12 protein-coding genes and 1 pseudogene are annotated in these 16,811 nt (G+C 53.5%); 5 read left to right on the top strand and 8 right to left on the bottom strand.

Annotated features, from left to right (window positions below):
* Positions 1-3 precede the first annotated feature (3 nt).
* The gene (locus ACHQGU_RS02045; RefSeq protein ID WP_395495695.1) at positions 4-1,125 is read left to right on the top strand and encodes a type II toxin-antitoxin system VapC family toxin; all 1,122 of its coding nucleotides are present in this window, start codon (positions 4-6) and stop codon (positions 1,123-1,125) included.
* Positions 1,126-1,331: 206 nt separating this feature from the next.
* On the opposite strand, the gene ACHQGU_RS02050 is transcribed toward ACHQGU_RS02045, so the two are convergent.
* The 8 genes from ACHQGU_RS02050 to ACHQGU_RS02085 all read right to left on the bottom strand — a co-directional run bounded on the left by ACHQGU_RS02050 (position 1,332) and on the right by ACHQGU_RS02085 (position 13,973).
* Positions 1,332-2,222 (bottom strand): hypothetical protein, encoded by an 891-nt coding sequence (locus tag ACHQGU_RS02050; RefSeq protein ID WP_395495696.1) that lies wholly within the window; start codon positions 2,220-2,222, stop codon positions 1,332-1,334.
* Positions 2,223-2,669: 447 nt separating this feature from the next.
* Positions 2,670-4,451: an ATP-dependent helicase gene (locus tag ACHQGU_RS02055; RefSeq protein ID WP_395495697.1), complete on the bottom strand. Its 1,782-nt coding sequence runs from the start codon at positions 4,449-4,451 to the stop codon at positions 2,670-2,672.
* Complete coding sequence (locus ACHQGU_RS02060; RefSeq protein WP_395495698.1) at positions 4,444-6,255, bottom strand: ATP-dependent nuclease; 1,812 nt, start codon at positions 6,253-6,255, stop codon at positions 4,444-4,446. The genes ACHQGU_RS02055 and ACHQGU_RS02060 overlap by 8 nt, the downstream gene beginning before the upstream one ends.
* Before the next feature lie 288 nt (positions 6,256-6,543).
* The gene (locus ACHQGU_RS02065) at positions 6,544-7,281 is read right to left on the bottom strand and encodes a M48 family metallopeptidase (RefSeq protein ID WP_395495699.1); all 738 of its coding nucleotides are present in this window, start codon (positions 7,279-7,281) and stop codon (positions 6,544-6,546) included.
* A 2-nt stretch (positions 7,282-7,283) separates the two neighbouring features.
* Positions 7,284-10,580 (bottom strand): type I restriction endonuclease subunit R, encoded by a 3,297-nt coding sequence (locus ACHQGU_RS02070; protein ID WP_395495700.1) that lies wholly within the window; start codon positions 10,578-10,580, stop codon positions 7,284-7,286.
* Positions 10,581-10,610: 30 nt separating this feature from the next.
* The gene (locus ACHQGU_RS02075; RefSeq protein ID WP_395495701.1) at positions 10,611-11,825 is read right to left on the bottom strand and encodes a restriction endonuclease subunit S; all 1,215 of its coding nucleotides are present in this window, start codon (positions 11,823-11,825) and stop codon (positions 10,611-10,613) included.
* Entirely contained in the window at positions 11,815-13,341 is a 1,527-nt protein-coding gene (locus tag ACHQGU_RS02080) for a type I restriction-modification system subunit M (protein WP_395495702.1), read from the bottom strand. Before ACHQGU_RS02080 ends, ACHQGU_RS02075 begins: the two co-directional genes overlap by 11 nt.
* A 35-nt stretch (positions 13,342-13,376) precedes the next feature.
* Entirely contained in the window at positions 13,377-13,973 is a 597-nt protein-coding gene (locus ACHQGU_RS02085) for a restriction endonuclease subunit S (protein WP_395495703.1), read from the bottom strand.
* A 303-nt stretch (positions 13,974-14,276) separates the two neighbouring features.
* On the opposite strand from ACHQGU_RS02085, the gene ACHQGU_RS02090 reads away from it, so the two are divergent.
* The 4 genes and pseudogenes from ACHQGU_RS02090 to ACHQGU_RS02105 form a co-directional block, all read left to right on the top strand.
* Positions 14,277-14,837 carry a hypothetical protein gene (locus tag ACHQGU_RS02090; protein WP_395495704.1) on the top strand — a complete coding sequence of 187 codons (561 nt, stop codon included), beginning with the start codon at positions 14,277-14,279 and terminating at the stop codon, positions 14,835-14,837.
* A gap of 123 nt (positions 14,838-14,960) precedes the next feature.
* Complete coding sequence (locus tag ACHQGU_RS02095; protein ID WP_395495705.1) at positions 14,961-15,635, top strand: hypothetical protein; 675 nt, start codon at positions 14,961-14,963, stop codon at positions 15,633-15,635.
* Positions 15,636-15,989: 354 nt separating this feature from the next.
* Positions 15,990-16,589, top strand: a complete 600-nt coding sequence (locus ACHQGU_RS02100) for a helix-turn-helix domain-containing protein (protein WP_395495706.1) — start codon at positions 15,990-15,992, stop codon at positions 16,587-16,589.
* Positions 16,590-16,720: 131 nt separating this feature from the next.
* A pseudogene (locus ACHQGU_RS02105) lies at positions 16,721-16,807 on the top strand (hypothetical protein); the annotation flags it as partial.
* Between the last annotated feature and the right edge of the window lie 4 nt (positions 16,808-16,811).

The raw sequence follows: 16,811 nt of genomic DNA on the forward strand, positions 1-16,811 counted from the left end.
GGTATGCCGAACGACAGCAATACATCCCCTTTCAATTTCCGCGGCTGCTTTTTATTGCATTCAAACATAAAGCCGACCTTCCGTTCTCCCCCCTTGGCTGGCATTGAAAAAGTCGAGATGAACTTACCAACCCGTATTCTGCTCGATACAAACGTTTGGAGCGCCTTCGCCAGAGACGGATTAGGGTCTGACTTATTCCGTGCTGTTAAAACCGCCGATGCTACCTTGGTTGTGCCTCCTTTAGTTCTTTACGAGGCGCTAGCGACGCCCTCTGCAGAGTCGCGACGGCGCCTCGTTAGTCTGCTGACAATGCGAACTTGGAAGCGCCTTATGCCTGAGGGATATACCCAATGTTTGGAAATAATTTCGGAAATTAAAAGACTTAGACCCGAATGGCTGCGGTCACACCCTGACATGCAACGCTTCACGAAGCAGCGTTATGATTGGACGAGAAAAACTGGCGGCCTCTGGGAACGTGCTCGCTTTCACACTGAAGAAACGCGGACCTTTTTAGGTATCAGTGATGGTTGGTCCCGTGCACTGCTCGAACAAGCTCGGTGGGGTTCACAAGAACAGCGACGTCTAGTTCATAGTCAGGGTATTAGGGCGATCGGGCCCCTCAAAAATTTCACCGCTACATTTCCCGACAATTCCCCCGAGGGGATAGGAAATGAGCCTTTCCAGCTATGGCGGGTGAGCACATGGAGTTGCACCAGAAAAGCATTGGAAATTCCAAGACATCCCTATCGAGATTGGCTCGAACCTCTTTTGAACTTTGATCTTATCGAATGCTCCGAGACATCTTGGAACCGGTTTTGGCTACGTGAGATTGCTGAAGCTGAAATGCCGCGCCTTTGGCTACAGTGGGCTTTCGAAATGCTACAGTCTACCCAGAAGGTAACACCTGGGACACCCGGCGACGCTGCACTGTCAAACTACCTACCAGAATGCGACCTCGTCATATCTGCGGATGCTAACTTCATCCGCAATGTCGCGCGTATCAGGGACGATGCGCCTTCCTATATTCCAGACGCGGCACACGTGCCCGCAGGGTCAGGGATGGTCGCAGAAACACTTACGCTCATCGGCGGTCGGAAGCATCAAAAGCCGAAGGCATCCCTCTGAATAAGTGACCTGCAAACCTATGTGCCAGAATATCGTCGACGTCTGCTGTCGTGCTATTATTGTCAGATAGCCGATTTTCCGCTTTTTCCCCAAAAACATTGGGCATCCTGCACTTCACCAAACTTGGGATCTAATGTTTGCGAAACTGGCCGCTAACCTCTTGCTGTAAAATAGCTATTTTGAGCTTCAATCTTTCGCGCTTGCACTCACAGAAGATCGAGTAGGAGGTCGTTGCGAATATCCGGGTCGAAGCCCACCTGATTGTCGCTCGACCAAGCTCCAAAAAAATCTTCGACTAGCCCCTCAGTTGCCATCCCAACGAGTGCTACCGGTCCCGTATATTTGCTGTGGAAGTAGCCGACGCGGTGATAATCGTCATCATCGATAAAATCCTGTGCAGCTGTCTTGTATCGTAGTGTGTGCCACATATCGTCGACCTTCGGGATAGAGAACGCATCAGACGTCTTCTTACTTATCTCCCCTTCGAGGCAAGCTAGGTTTAATTGGGCAAGTTCGGTGAACAAACGCGCGATGTCGATCGCGACGTCGAGATCGACAAGGCTCGCACCAAATAGTGACAAGCCGGTTGCTGGGAATCTGTATGAGAATAGATTGCGCTGCCCTTGTGCTATGCGGAGGATTGAGCCGCACCGCCGTTCCTCATTCGCGCTCAAACGCTTCAACTTATCGCTCGCGATGTTGAGGATATTGCTGTGCGTCGCTTCGATCGTTGCCTGACCCTTCCAGGGCACACACGGTAGGGTAAAGATGAAGGCCCGACAGCAATTTAGCATGAGATAGTAGCTGAGATAGGGCCTGACTGCCTGTAGGTTGTGGTCGCGGGCATAAAGAGCCGTATTGGCCAGCAGGGTGGAGGCGAGGATGAGCTTCAACGCGAGATAGCTTCGGATAAACCATTCGGCATTGCGTTCATCATTGAAACCGGTTGCGATCGGAGCCGCCAGTGAGCGAGTTCGTTCTATGTATCGTCGTATCTCGGCGTCGCTGGACTTGGAAAGTTCCTTATAACGATATTCGAAGTCGGAGCCCGTCAAGCGAGCAATATCGGCAGCATTTAGTTTAGTGGCAGTGCACATGTGCGTCGAGTCCGGGATCAGATTATTGGTCAAAAGCGCTTACGGTTTCTATGGGTGATACGAGTGATCCTGTTGGGCTGGATCCGTTGTAAGATAGGAGTCGTTATGAATGTGAGCACTACTAATGGCAGATTCTGATCAAGCCTCACCTATAGCAGACCTTCCTCTCTCCCCCGATCTGCCTGTCTGCTCAGCGATACAAGAGCAGACAGGCAGCACTCACCTCATCCCGGACGTTGATGATCTTTACTCGCTTTCTGCATAGCGGACATCGTGGTTCAAAGATCTACCGCCGAGTTGGAACCGCTTTCAGAATGGCAGTTCTCTGCTACCTCGGGAATACAAACAGGCAACACCCTGCTAAAATTTGGAATAGTCTTTGCATCGCACCCGCAGGCTAAAGATCCCCTGACGCGATCTGCGTCAGACGCCTTCCCTGTAGTCTCATTAGGTAGAGAGCCTATTTTTTACCTCCGTGACGAAGCGGGACTGATTAGCATAACCATACATAAGATGAACTTCGTGCCGAGCACGCGTGAAGCCCACATAGAAAAGCCGACGCGCCTCCCGAATATCTGCTGCGTTCGCGTAATTGCGTGGTAGTCGCCCCTCTTCCATGGCAAAGAGGATTACCACATCAAATTCACGGCCTTTTGCACTATGAAGCGTAGATAAATTCAAACGATCGAGACCAGAGCCGATGCCGGCAAATTCGCCGAGTGGAAAATCATCGACGTTACCAGTTGGCCCAAGGCGATCAATGAAAGTGTTCAGTGTCTCAAATTCGTCGGCTAGGGACCGGGCCTGAATCATACGCGGTTTGATGATTTTGTCTCGGAGAGCAGTGAGCCAGTCGTGGAGGCTGAAAGCTTCATCGCGACAATCCCATAGCGTTGCGATCAGATCGCGTTGGAATTCCAGCCGATCGTCATCGGTTGCAAGCAGTTCGTGGAACAGTCCGGCACCTTCGCTGATCACGCGCGAGACGCGTGGCTGCCCAGACCGCCAGCCGCCACAGCACCACATTGCGCATTGTTCTAGCCAGCGCATCAGACGACTACCGCGCGGGTAAAGCGCGTTGCCGTCTGTGCGGATCACGCCATAGCCGTGGCTCATCGCGGCAGTGGCGACTTCGTCCCCGATAAAAGCTGCGGGATAAAGGATGGCGATTTCACTGAGATTCAGACCAGGACGCCTGGCAAGTATCTCGGGGATCAACTGTTCCATCAGATACCGCGCTTGTCCTGGATAACCGCCGGTACACGGATGAAAATAGATTGTACCTCCATGGGCACCGTCGGGTGTCCGGTATCCGCGTACTTCTCCTAGGGCATATTCCGAGGCGGTGACGATCTGCGAGCCGCAGCGATAGTTTAGCCCGAGCCGAACGGTTTCGACATCGTCTCGCTCGGATAGTTTGCGCAACAATTCGGGGTTTGCGCCGGTAAAGCCGTATATCGATTGATCGAGGTCGCCGACCGCAAACAGGCGCATGCCGGCGCTGAAGCACAGCCCCATCACCATTGCGTGCAACGCCCGACCGAGATCCTGATATTCGTCTACCGCCAGGATCGGATATTTGGCGGCTATGGCCTTACGCAGCCAGGCATGATTAGCAAGCGCACACAGCGCAAGCAGGGGCATATCGTCGAAGTCGATCACGCCCATCTGCCGCAGTTCGGCTTCATAGGTTTCGGCGAGCTTGGTCAACTGCGGGTCGGCGGTTCTCCAGGCGTCGACATCACGATTGAGAAACCGCCGCCTGTGCTGACCGAGCCGGAAGTCCCAAGTCTGCGGGTTCTCAGGCCCTTTGATTACCTTGGCATGAGCATTTTCGAGCGCGATACGCGTCTGGCGACGAGTGGCCACCTGGAAATTATCAGGTAGACCAAGCTTGGCGACTTTCGCGTAGGGCAAGAGAATTTGCGTCAGCGAGAAGCTATGTACGGTGCCGATGAACACGCGGCCTCCCGGTGCGATGCCGAGGGCATCAAGCCGCGTCTCAAGCTCGCGGGCGCATTCATTATTGTAAGTAATGCAGGCGATTCCGCGGGGTTCCTCGACATCCTCGCAGAGCATTCGGGCGAGTTTGACCGTCAGCGTCTTGGTTTTGCCGCTGCCTGGTCCGGCCAGCAGGACGCAGTGGCCGACCGTTTCATACGCCTGCCACTGTTTGTCATTGGGCCGCAAGTCTTCGGCAGCCTTCAGATAGAGCGCCCGATCAGACAAGGCCGACCACATAACTGATAGCGTCAGCGATATAACGCGGCACTTGCAAGCCAGCTTTGCGTGACGCGAGACGCTGCGCAAAGCGGCCCTTGCCCATCTGCTCGATCATTTTGATCAGGATCTCGTCGTCGACATCGGACGGCTTAGCCTCCCATGTATCGAGAAGAGCCAACCGCTGAGCGCCGAAATTATGCTCTCGCAAGGTCGCGATCATTGCTTCGGCATAGTCACCGCCAAACATTTCGGTTTCCAGCGTGCTGTCGTTGACGAACAGGCCGAACTCTTCAAATTTATCATAGGATTTAGCGTAGCTATCCATGGCCTTGATGTCGTCGATTAAACCATCGGTATCCGGTCCACCGCGCGCGGTATCAATAATCCGAGTAAGTTTCAGGCAGCGTTTATAGGATCGCGGGGTGCCGTTGATGTCGTCGAAATCCGTAATCACGGCGAAAGGAATGCCTAGGGCACACAACAACTTGACATACGGCTGAAAATTGGTACCCGCCACAGAACAAACTGACACTCCATGCTCGTCGAGCGATATGCCCAATTCATCAGCGAATGCAGGAATGAGAAAGCGTTCGGCATCACCCTCAACGAGAATTACACCACGAGCAAACACCATCTCTGCGCGCGTGACGTCAAGATAACGGCTTAAATCCTCTTCTTCCGATCCGGAGAATTCGGTAGCCGCAGTCGAATAGCCCTTTGTCCCATGATTGACGTCGGACCTTAACAATAACAGAGATTTCAGTGGCGCGACGCTCGCGATATGAGGCGAATGAGTAGTTAGAATAACCGATATAGGCTCGCCGCTGTCCGTGTCGGCTTTGTCTGCGCTCTCTACGATCGTTTCGAAAAAATGCTTGTACACCTGCCGTTGAAGATGAGGATGAAGGTGCGCCTCAGGTTCCTCTATAGCGAGTAACGAATGGTCACGTTTATTGTTCTCAATTAGCCGCTGAAGGTCTAACAGCTTGAGCGTCAAGAAAATGAGATTGGCCGACCCCAAGCTGGCATCGGCAATGCCGCGCCGCCCCTCATCTATGAGCAGTCGAATCTGTCGGTTGATGCGGGCGGCATCAGTAGGCGAGAAACCGAGTGACGGCTTCACGTCTTGCTTGGCCCCGGCCATTGCAAGGAACAAGTCCGCAATGCGGCCTTCGAGCGTCTTCACCTCACCGAACTGGATCGCGGCTTTACTTGCCTCCGCAATCTTTTCACCGATCTCTTCGAGCTTTGTGGCATCAATAGCGACGAACGCGTCCTCGACTAGAGGCCGAAGGGGGGAGCGTCGCCAAGCGGCAAGATCACCTTCGGCGTCACGTAATGCGGGTAATAGATCCATCGTAACCCGCCGCCGCAAATCGTGACCGAAACGCTTTGCCTCGCTATCCCCGCCAAAACAGACAAACGAAAAATCATCATCGCTGGTTGGTGCATTTTCGAGACTTGGCGATGCCTTCAATTGATAGGTCAGTCGGACAGTGTTGGGATCATCGTCGAGTCTAAAATCGGTCAGAACGGCTAGGACATCAGGATCACTTTCGAAATCTTTGATCTCGACGGAGATGCTAATCGCCGCATCCGCATCGATCGCGTCTAGCCCATCCCAGAAATCAGAGAGCCCCAATTGCCGACTGCTGTCCGGCAAAGAAGGATCAAAGATGAGTCGCAGTCCGAAGAGAAGGTTGCTCTTTCCGACACGGTTTTCACCGACAATAACGATATTGCCACCAAGAGCGACATCGAGATCGCTAAAATTTCGAAAATTTCGAATCGTTATCCGCGACAAATACATGACGACTTCCCTCTTCTGAGATGCCTATAACGCACATTGATTGCTCGTAGCAGGGGGCTTCCTCGGGATGCTTTAATTGGAGGCAGTATCGTGCGGAACATTGCGCGGCAGCCCTTTATTGCAAGAAACTCGCAACTAAGGGACCGACCGCTTTCAGAACTACACGTTACCGCGAAGCGGTTGACACGGGGCGTTGCGGACAACACCGAAGACACCGGAAATAGCAGCTTTCTAGCCTCATCGTCCAATAACAGACCTTCCGCTCGCCCCCCTTGCAGTCAAATAGAGCTATTTTTGCAGCATCATTTCGGCCATCCCGTCCAGCCGTGCCTTATGGCGTTCCCAGTCCGGCATCACGCGCTCCAGAAGTGACCAGAAGGCAGGTCCATGGTTGTGCTCCTTTAGGTGACACAGTTCATGCAGGATGACGTAATCAATGCAGTCACGCGGGGCTTTGATCAGATGCGGGTTCAGCGTGATAGTGCCGCCCGGTGAGCAATTGCCCCATTGTGTCTGCATCACCTGAAGCTTCGGAACTGGAGGTGTTCTGACCCACAGCGTTGTGGGGAGGAGGGCAGACAGGCGATGGCGGAACACCTCCTGCGCCCGCGCAAAATACCAGAGTTCCAGCAGCTTCTGAATCCGCAGAGCGTTGCGCTCCTGCACGGACACCTCCAGCCGCCCACGCAACATCCGTACGGTCTCAGGCGCATCAGGCTGATGATGCACTTTCAGCAGATGTCGTCGCCCCAGATAGAAGTGGCTTTCCCCGCTGACATACGTACGCGGCGTGGCATGTTCCTGCACCGCCCGGAAGTCCCGCAGTTTCTGCCAGATCCAGCGGGTCTTCTTTTGTAGTGCCTTGTCCAGATCAGCCTCTGTTGTGCCATCTGGGACAGAAGCCTCCACACGCAGGTCAGGATGCACCTTGATTCGCAACGTCGTGCTGGCGCGCGCTCGGGGGATCAGGTTTACGCAGATCCGCTCCCCTCCATAGGTCAGGACGCGAGTGGGAGTTTCTTCCATGCTCAGCCGCGTAGGGTATCAGCAGGACCAGCCCGCATGATCTGGATGACCTGCTCAATGATCTCCTGTGCCTTGTCCACACCAAAGCCCGCTTTCTGGCCCGTGCTGAATAGAAGCGGCAGCAGTTCTTTCTTGACCGCTTTTTCCATGTCCGGGCGACTGAGGGAGTTCTCCCGCACGGCCTTGTCCACCACTGTGTCAATCTGGAACGCCAGATCAATCCAGCGCTGGTTCTCCTCATCCGTCTGCTTATGGTTGAAGATGGCCGCGAGTGTTTTCAGGAACACGCCATAATAGGCCTGTGCATGGCGGTGCCCGTCAAAAACAGACGGAATATTTTCCAGCTTGCGGTTGGCCACCTGTTCCTCAAACTCCTGAAACAGCATGAACTGCTTGAGCGGATGATCGAACAGGCTTTCCACTTCCGCGATGACCTTGCGCAGCAGGGCTGAGAACGCTTCCTTCGCATACGGATCGTCCTGCATCTCGTGGTCGATCATTTTTGTCACACGGGTGCGGATCAGGTCCGTCTCGTTGCGGGTTTTCTCCTCGGTCCAGTTTTCTGGCTCGTTGTCGTCCGGCTTCTGGCCCATCTTGCCGACCGCATAGAGCCCCTGGGAGTCATGGACCTTCACACCCGCCACATGCCGGTCCAGCAGTTTCTTGACCTGTTCGGCATACTGGTCGAAATCGACTGTTTCCCCCGTATCCTGCATCACCATCTGGCGCAGGCTGGTCAGTTGCTTCAACGTCTCCTTGTAGGTGGCGCGGTCTTTTTCCGTGAAGCTGGTGTCCTCAAAGAACGCCACGGATTGCAGCGCCACTTTCAGGCAGGCGGCAAACTTCGTCAGAGCCTCATAGAAATCATCCCGGCGCTTGAGGTTCACGTCCACCATCTGGCCGTGCTCCTCCACCATGCGCGGCATCAGCACGGCGCGAAGCTGCTGGAGGTCGCTTCTGTTCTTCACGCCCTCAAAAATGGCCCACAGCGCTTTGTGCAGGGCCGGGAGTTCGCGGTATTCCGTGCTCATCTGGCTATAGAGCCCGGCAATATCCTTCGGATCATATCCGCCGACATTTTCGGCGGCCAGTTCGTCATAGCGGGCCAGAGTGGTGTCCAGCTCTGCCAGAATGCCGCGATAGTCGATCAGTAGCCCATGCTTCTTCTGGTCATGCAGGCGGTTCACGCGGGCAATGGCCTGGAGCAGATTGTGCTGCTTCAGCGGCTTGTCGATATAGAGCACCGCGTTCTTTGGTTCATCAAAGCCGGTCAGCAGCTTGTCGACCACGATGATCAGCTTCAGATCCGGGTCTTTTTCGAAGCGCTCTATGATGCCGCGTGTGTAGTCATCCTCGCTCTGGCTGCCAACATTGTCCCTCCACCAGTCCTGAATCTCGGGCTGTTTGCGTTCATCCACTTCCGTATGGCCTTCGCGCGTATCGGGCGGGCTCATGACGATGGCGCTCTCGAACAACCCGACCTCATCCAGATACTGTTTGTAGCGAATGGCGGAGAGCTTGCTGTCACAGGCCAGCATGCCCTTAAGGTCTTTATCAATATTGTTGTCAAAATGCGTTGCCAGATCCATGGCGATCAGCCGGATGCGGTCATCCGCCTTGTAAACTTGATTGGCGCGGGCAAAGCGCTTCTTGAGGTCCGTAATCTGCTCCTCGGTTAGCCCCTGTGTGATGCGCTCGAACCAAGCATCAATGGCTTCATCATTAACGTTAAGATCGGGCTTGCGTTCTTCATAGAGCAGGGGTGTCACGGTCTTGTCCGAGACGGCCTGCTGCATGGTGTAAGAGTGGATGATCTTGCCAAAGCGGTTGGTGGTCTCGCTGCCTTTGAGCAGCGGCGTGCCGGTAAAGGCGATGAAGGCGGCATTGGGCAAAGCGTGCTTCATGCGGGCATGGTTCTCACCGCCCTGACTGCGATGGCCTTCATCTACCAGCACGATGATGTCCGCGCTGTCATTATGACATTCGGGTAGAGTGGTGGCGGTGTGGAACTTGTTGATGAGCGAGAAGATGATGCGTTCCTGCCCATGCCCGATCTGCTGCGCCAGACGGCGGCCAGAGGTGGCGAGTGCTTCTTCCTTGTCCTTCTTGTCTGCTAGCTCGCCCCCCGTGGAGAAGGTAGTGCTGAGTTGACGTTCCAGATCCTTGCGGTCTGTCACGACAATAATGCGACATTGCTTGAGATCGTCATCCAGAATGAGGGCGCGGCTGAGGAACACCATGGTGAAGGACTTGCCAGACCCCGTGGTGTGCCAGACCACACCGCCCTCACGCCCGCCATCGCTGCGGCGGGACTTGATGCGCTCCAGCAAACGCTTGATGCCAAAGACCTGCTGATAGCGGGCGACGATCTTGCCTGCCTTACGGTCGACCAGCGTGAAGTATCGCGTCATTTCCAGTAGGCGCTGGGGAGAGAGCAGGCCAATCAGCAGCCGATCCTGATCAGAGACATGCAGCGGGCGGGAGGCCCAGTCCTCGAACCACGCCCGGTCAGACGCCTTGCGCTCGGCAAACAGCGCGTCTTTTTGCGTACCCGAAAGCGGCGTGTTCTTGAGCGTCTCCATCCGGCTTTCGGGAATGTCCTCTTCCTTCCAATTGGCCCAGAACTTCTTGGGCGTGCCACAGGTGCCATAGCGTCCGTCATGCCCGGTTATGGAGAGTAGAAGCTGACTGTAGGCAAAAAGTTGGGGGATTTCACCCTTGTTCTGGTTGCGAATACTCTGGGAAATCCCGGCGTCCACGGTCGGGCCTTTGCCCGGCTGGCCATCGGGGCGCTTGGCCTCGATCACGGCCAGCGGAATACCGTTGACGAAGCAGACAATATCCGGCCTGCGGGTCTGCGTCAGATCCGTGCGCAGGACGCTGAATTCTTCGGTAAAGGTGAAACTGTTGTTCTCCGGGTTCTGCCAGTCGATGAGGGCGATGGTCGGGTTGGCTTTGCGCCCGTTGATGAACTCGGTAATAGCAATGCCGAACAGCAGATGCGTGGTCATCTTGTCATTGGCATCCCGCAGGCCGGACACAAAGTCCGGATGCATGACGTGTGACACCAGCGCATCAATGGCCTGATCGGACAGGGCATGCTCCTGACCTTCAAACGTGAAGCGGCGTTTTTTCAGCTCCGCCCGCAGGAGTGAATCCAGCACCACGGCACTCTGCTTGCCGCTCCGCAACGCTAGCGCCTTGGATGGGGGTAGAAACCGCCAGCCGAGGGTGCTGAGCAACGCCAGTGCCGGAAGTTTGGCGCTGTATTCTTCCTGAAATTTCGGGGTGGAAACCATAATGTTCAAATATCCTGTAGCTGAAATACCTTAATCGACCTTCACGCGGCGCTTGCCCGTGAGAAGCTGCTGCATCAGGGCTTTCTTTTCCTGACGCAGGCGGGCTAGGTCGGATTCAAGGGTCGTGATTTCTTCGTCTGCTGTGCTCAGGACAGCAGCGATGGCTTGCTGTTCAGAAAAATCACATGGGATTCTAATTTTTGTTGCTAAAAAAGGAGAAATTTTTACAGCTTTTCTTTCCATTAAAGTACCTTCTATCATCGAAGAAAATTTTTCGATTTGGAAAGGACTCATAAGATACTGATATATTAGATCAGGGAAAAACCTTTCTATGTTGTTCACATAAAGCACTTCATATATTGGAGAAACAACAACTTTATGAGGAATGCGACTGTAATTTATAGCCCCCCATCGTAAATTAGCTGGATTGTAGACGAGATCTCTTGGGTAAACTACTTTATATTTTTTTTCATTTTTGTTTTTAACTAAAAATTCCCTATTATATCTATCTGTTTTTGATGTAATTCCACCATCAATTGTCAAAGAAAATAGCGGGATTTTATTTGATGGAAGCGACTTTTCTTTCCTAACATTTAATATATTTTCTAATGTATAATTCTTCCACTCCCCTGAGAACCCCGGCAGGCGCTTTTTGCCTGTGAGGAGTTGCTGCATGAGGGCTTTTTTCTGCTGCTGACTGTTGGCCAGAAGCTTCTCCATCCCCTCAATCGCACGATCCCACGTCGAGAGGATCGCCGCGATCTTCTTCTGTTCGGGGAGAGGGGGAAGTTTTACCGGAAAATTAAGAAAAGAATTAGTGTCAATGCTTTCGACGGTTGTTCCGTCTTTTGCACATACATTTAGAATTTCGCTGTTGAAGCACAGAATGTAATTATAAACGTATTCTGGAGAAAATTGTTTGTCATATGGTAAAACTTTGAGATCCTGATTAACTGTTACAGGTGATTCTGCGATAGCAACAGGAAGTTTTTTTCGTAATATACCGCTTCGAGTAACAATCATGACTGATCCAGAAGGATATAGTCGTGTTGCCGAATTTTTTATCGCTTCTGGCGTAATATAATCTTCGGTATCGCAGATTTTTCCAGAAGTCATATCTTTGGGAGAAACCCAGGGAATTGTCCCTCCCATCCAAAAAGAATCATTTGCTTTGGATGGGGTTCCACCACCTGTCCATTTGCCAATTGATCCAAAATCACCAAGTTTCCACCCATTAGGAAGCATAACCCAGCTCCTTCAGATAGACGTCCATCTGTGCTTCCAGCTTGCTCAGTTCCTCCTTGATCTCTGCCCGTTCCTTGCGCACGGCGTTCAGATCAATCTCTTCTTCCTCCTCAAACGTATCGACATAACGCGGAATGTTCAGGTTGTAGTCGTTTTCTTTGATTTCATCCGGCGTGGCGAGATGGGCGTATTTGTCCACGTCCTTGCGGGCACGGTAGGTGTCCACAATCTTCGTGATGTTTTCTTCGGTCAGCACATTCTGGTTCTTGCCCGCCCGGAACTCGCGGCTGGCATCAATGAACAGCACGTCCTTCGTCTTGCGGTCCTTGCGGAAAATCAGGATGGCGGCCGGAATCCCGGTGCCGAAGAACAGCTTTTCCGGCAGGCCGATCACGGCATCCAGCAGGTTTTCCTCAATCAGCTTCTGGCGGATTTTCCCTTCCGAACTGCCCCGGAACAGCACGCCATGCGGCACCACCACGCCCATGCGACCCGTGCGGTCTTTCAGGGTGCTGATCATGTGCAGAATAAAAGCGTAATCGCCCTTGGTCTTGGGCGGCACGCCACGGGCAAAGCGGTGATGCACATCCTGCTCAGCCTCGTCATGCCCCCATTTGTCGAGGCTGAAGGGCGGATTGGCTGTCACCACGTCAAAGCGCATCAGGTGGTTTTTATCATCCAGCAGCTTGGGGTTGCGGATGGTGTCGCCCCATTCAATGCGATGATTGTCCTCGCTATGCAGGAACATGTTCATCTTGGCAAAGGACCATGTGGAGCCAATGGCTTCCTGTCCATACAGGGCGTAATCCTTGCTGCCCTTGTGGTTCTGCGTCACCTGCTTGCCGCACTTCATGAGCAGGGAGGCCGAACCACAGGCCGGGTCACAAATGCTCTCACCCGGCTGCGGGCTCAGAATACGGGCCAGCAGTTCACTGACTTCCGGCGGGGTGTAAAACTCCCCGGCCTTCTGTCCGCCGCTGGCAGCGAAGTTCTTGATCAGGAATTCATAGCCGTTGCCGATCACATCCAGATTGCCGACGCGGGAAGGGCGCAGGTTCAGGTCCGGCTTGGCAAAATCTTCTAGCAGATGCCGCAGAATGGTGTTTTTCTGCTTTTCATCGCCAAGTTTGTCAGAGTTGAAGCTGATGTCCTGGAAGACGCTTTTGCCTGCGTCCTTCAGCTTGGTGCCGTTGGCTTCTTCAATGGCGTGCAGAGCCTTGTCGATCCGCTCACCATTTCCGGGAGCGTTGCGCTCTTTATAGAGCGTATAGAAATCCGCCCCCCTGGGCAGAACAAAGCGTTCCTGCGCCATCATCGCTTCGATCAGATCGGGATTGTCCCCATATTCCTTTTTGTAGCCGTCATAATGGTCCTGCCACACATCGGAGATGTATTTCAGGAACAGCATGGTCAGCACGTAATCGCGATAGGTGTCTGGGCTGACAGTACCACGGAAGGTATCGCAGGCACTCCAGAGTGCTTTGTTGATAGTGTCTTGTGAAATCTGCTCGGTCACGAACTTAAATCCTGTTTCAAAACGTCAAGGGAGTGTCAGCCCGCCAGAAGGTCTCTGGCAAGTCCGGTCATGATCTGCTGGTTGGTCTGGCGCAGGCGGTGCAGAAGCTCTTCCTCGCGCTGCATGGCGTTGGCCAGACTCACAATCTGTTCCTGTCGGGACAGGGGAGGCAGCACGACGGGCGTGGCCTCCAGTACTGGCCGGGCGATGTTGCGGACCAGGGTCGAACTCTGGGCGTTCTGCTCCAGATGCCGCTGTGCTGGCTCCTGATTGAGCCACCATGCCAGATAAGCAGGCAGCACATCCGGATGCATTACGCGCAGAAGAAAGAAGTGCGGGGCCGCAACGGCCTGAAGGCTGCCGATGTGTGCATCGATCAGAACTGCCAGTGACAAATTGCCACGCGCAGGGAAAAGAATATCGCCCGGACGCAGCCAGTCTGGCTCACGCCGTCCGGCCACCTCGGTGCGCACGCAGGACGTCCAGTCCACGCCCGAAGGCGAAGTGTCCCGCATCTGCACGACAGCTGTTTCCGCACCCGCAACGGGGTCAATCCGTCCTCTGAACGGGTGCCCCGCCGAGATGCTGGCGACCGCCATCAGATCCGTTTTTTGTGCGCCATTTGGTTTCATGTGATTTAGGTAAGCGATCGGGAGAGAGTCGTCAAGGACATTTTACCATTGCCTTTGGTGCAAAGAAATACTCCCGTAAATTTTATCTTCATGGGGTGGTGATGCCGTCATGACGGTGTCATGTGGGTGTCATTTCTATCGCACCTTTGGTGCTCCCTGAGGGGCCGGGATGACGGTGTCATGACGCCACCTTAAATGGTGTCATGGGGCCAGTGACACTGGCTGGAGCTGTCACTGCAACTGTCATGACGGGGCCATGACAGGTGTCACGCAAAGTGTCATTGGCGTCATCATTTCTGGAAAATGGCAGAAAACAGCCGTTTTTCCTTTTTCCGGCGTGTTCCGGCTTTGGTGGATGTGAAGGCACGCTACCTCAATTTCATATGCATGCTGCGCAAGCCTATGAAATCGCTACGTTTTTTTCTTTTCTATCGCGGCATTTTTGCGACGCAAAAATCAAAGCCGCTCTTTTTCTCCACTTCCACTGCTCTTGCACCTGCGGTGCGCCCTGATGACGGGTGTGACGGTGTCATTTTTCGGGGTGGGCGTTGTGAGGCGCATGACCCTTATTGCCCCAGGGGAGGTCGGTTGCTCCGGCTTCGTTTCTGTCTTGGCGTAGGTCGTGGCGTCTCATCCTTATCCCTCAATCGGAAAGACCCCAAACCCATGTGTAAATCTCATATGCCCTGTGACGTCTTCGATGCGCTCGCCCTCCATCGCATCGAGAGCTTTTTGCTGTCGGAACTGCTGAGTAGTGGCAGCCCGGATCTCGCGCTGATCGAAGGGCTCGTCATCCTCAGCCGCGAGGTTGACCGCAAACTTGGGCAAGCCCTGAAAGTGGATCAGGATCCTGCGGTCGGTTAAGCGCATCGCCCGACAGCTACGTCTCCTTCTTCATTCGTAATTAACGGCCCTGAATGCCGTTTTTATCCTCCGACATGATGTGGGGCAGTGCCCCGCGTCATGACGCGACATCAGGAACCTCTCATGTCATCGATATCGTCTTCGCAGTATTCTACTCGCGCATGTGAAATGCGTGGAAAGAACGACTTTTTCCCGGATCATGCCGATCTTCAAACCTATTACGATTTCGCCGTGGAACTGGGGGCACCCCCCAACCACCAGATGTGTCGCTATCGGGGTGTGCGGGCCCAGCACCTCGTCTTCCTCGGGGAAAGTGGCACGTATGCCTGGGCGCGGATGGACGCCATGGCCCGGCAGCGCTGGCCAGACCTGCCGGTGGCAGGAAAGGTCGCCGCTGACAAAACTCTTCTGGCATCGCTACCAGAGCGGATTATTTATCAGTTTCTAACTGCTGGCCGGTTTCCTGGCGTTGCAATTGACCTCCATCAGCCCATCGACGACAGATCGGATGATTTTCGTGCCGATATTACGCTGCGGTGTCGTGATGCCGCCCATTTCATCGAAGTGGTGGGCTGTTGTGCCAGAGACCGTGTTGTAAGGAACGCCATTGAAAGACGTGGTCTGATCAGAACGGAACTGCGCGAAAAATTCTATGAAAGTCAGGGCATCCAGCCCACCTTGATTTTTCTTGATGATTTTGCTCACCCGGAAGAATTGAGGGGCTTGTGTACTGCGTTGATCCAGCGTGTCAGGGAGGAAGCCGTGCAACTCCCCTATGGCCCCAATAGAGGTCTTTAGAAAAGAAGAGGCATTTGTAACGAGGTGGATGGCGGATCATGCGGGTAGCTTTTTCCGAAATGCACCTGTCGTTCATACCGGCAATCGTCCAACGGCCGGAGAAGGTCCTTCACTTTGATATCGTGAAAAGTTCTTTTTCAGTGTTTTTGTCGGAGCCAGAGTTACTGGAATACTATCAGATTATAGTCATTCCAGTGGCCATGTGTGTATTTCGTGAGCGATCAGCCATCAAAGAGTCCATTAGCAAGATTACTAATAGCGTAATTATCGCGTTTTATGGTTGTTTGTGTATTGAAAGCGTTGTTGATCTTGTTAGTATGATGCTTCCTGTCCAGATGAAACGGATTATCCCGAATGCGCAAAACACCAAGAGCGACCCAATCTGCGGCGAGGGAGGAAGATGAGCAGAAAGCCGCCGTGCGGGCCGTTATCGGCGCTGCTATCAGGAAGGCCAGAATAAATGCAGGCCTGCGTCAGCCTGAGCTTGCGGCGTCGCTTGGCGTCAGTGTGACCGCAGTCAGCGAATGGGAACTTGGCAAGAAGCAGCCCTCATTGGCACGGCGTCAGCAGATCGCCGAGCGACTTGGTGTGGAGCCAGAGACGCTTGGGCCGGCAGTTTCACAGATTGACGCGACATGGTCGCACGGGGACACGAATTTTGTGCGGCTGAAAATGGCTGACGGCAAGACCAGAACGGTCGTGATGGGACCCAACGAAAAACAGACAAGCACTTCGGTACCATCATCTGAACGCTCTTCTTCCTTTCTTGTCGAGGCAGGGAGGCTACAAGGTCTATTAAGTGCCTGGAATGATGAAGAAAAAAACCTTCTGGAGCAGTTGGAAAAAGGGGATGATATAACTTCGTCACAACGCCGGGATATCATTCAGAAACTTCAGCAGAGCAGATCTCGGCGGGAGAAGGCAGTCAGCGAGTTTATTGCTAAGCTCGCATAAGATTATTTTAAGCGAAATAATGCTTGAAACCTGAAAAAATAAGCCATATATAATCTTTCAGTGGTTTGCTGGAGGAAAGCATGTCTTCATCGATCTCTTCCCTGGCTGAATTCATTACCGTCAGGCGACTGATGACGGTTCAGGAGGTAGCAGGCATTATCTGCTGTGATGTGGAAACGGTTCGGCGTTCCATTCGCAATAATCAACTGGCTGTCTACAGGG

The organism is Acetobacter sp. KSO5 (assembly GCF_044094635.1).
GTDB classification, from domain to species: domain Bacteria; phylum Pseudomonadota; class Alphaproteobacteria; order Acetobacterales; family Acetobacteraceae; genus Acetobacter; species Acetobacter cerevisiae.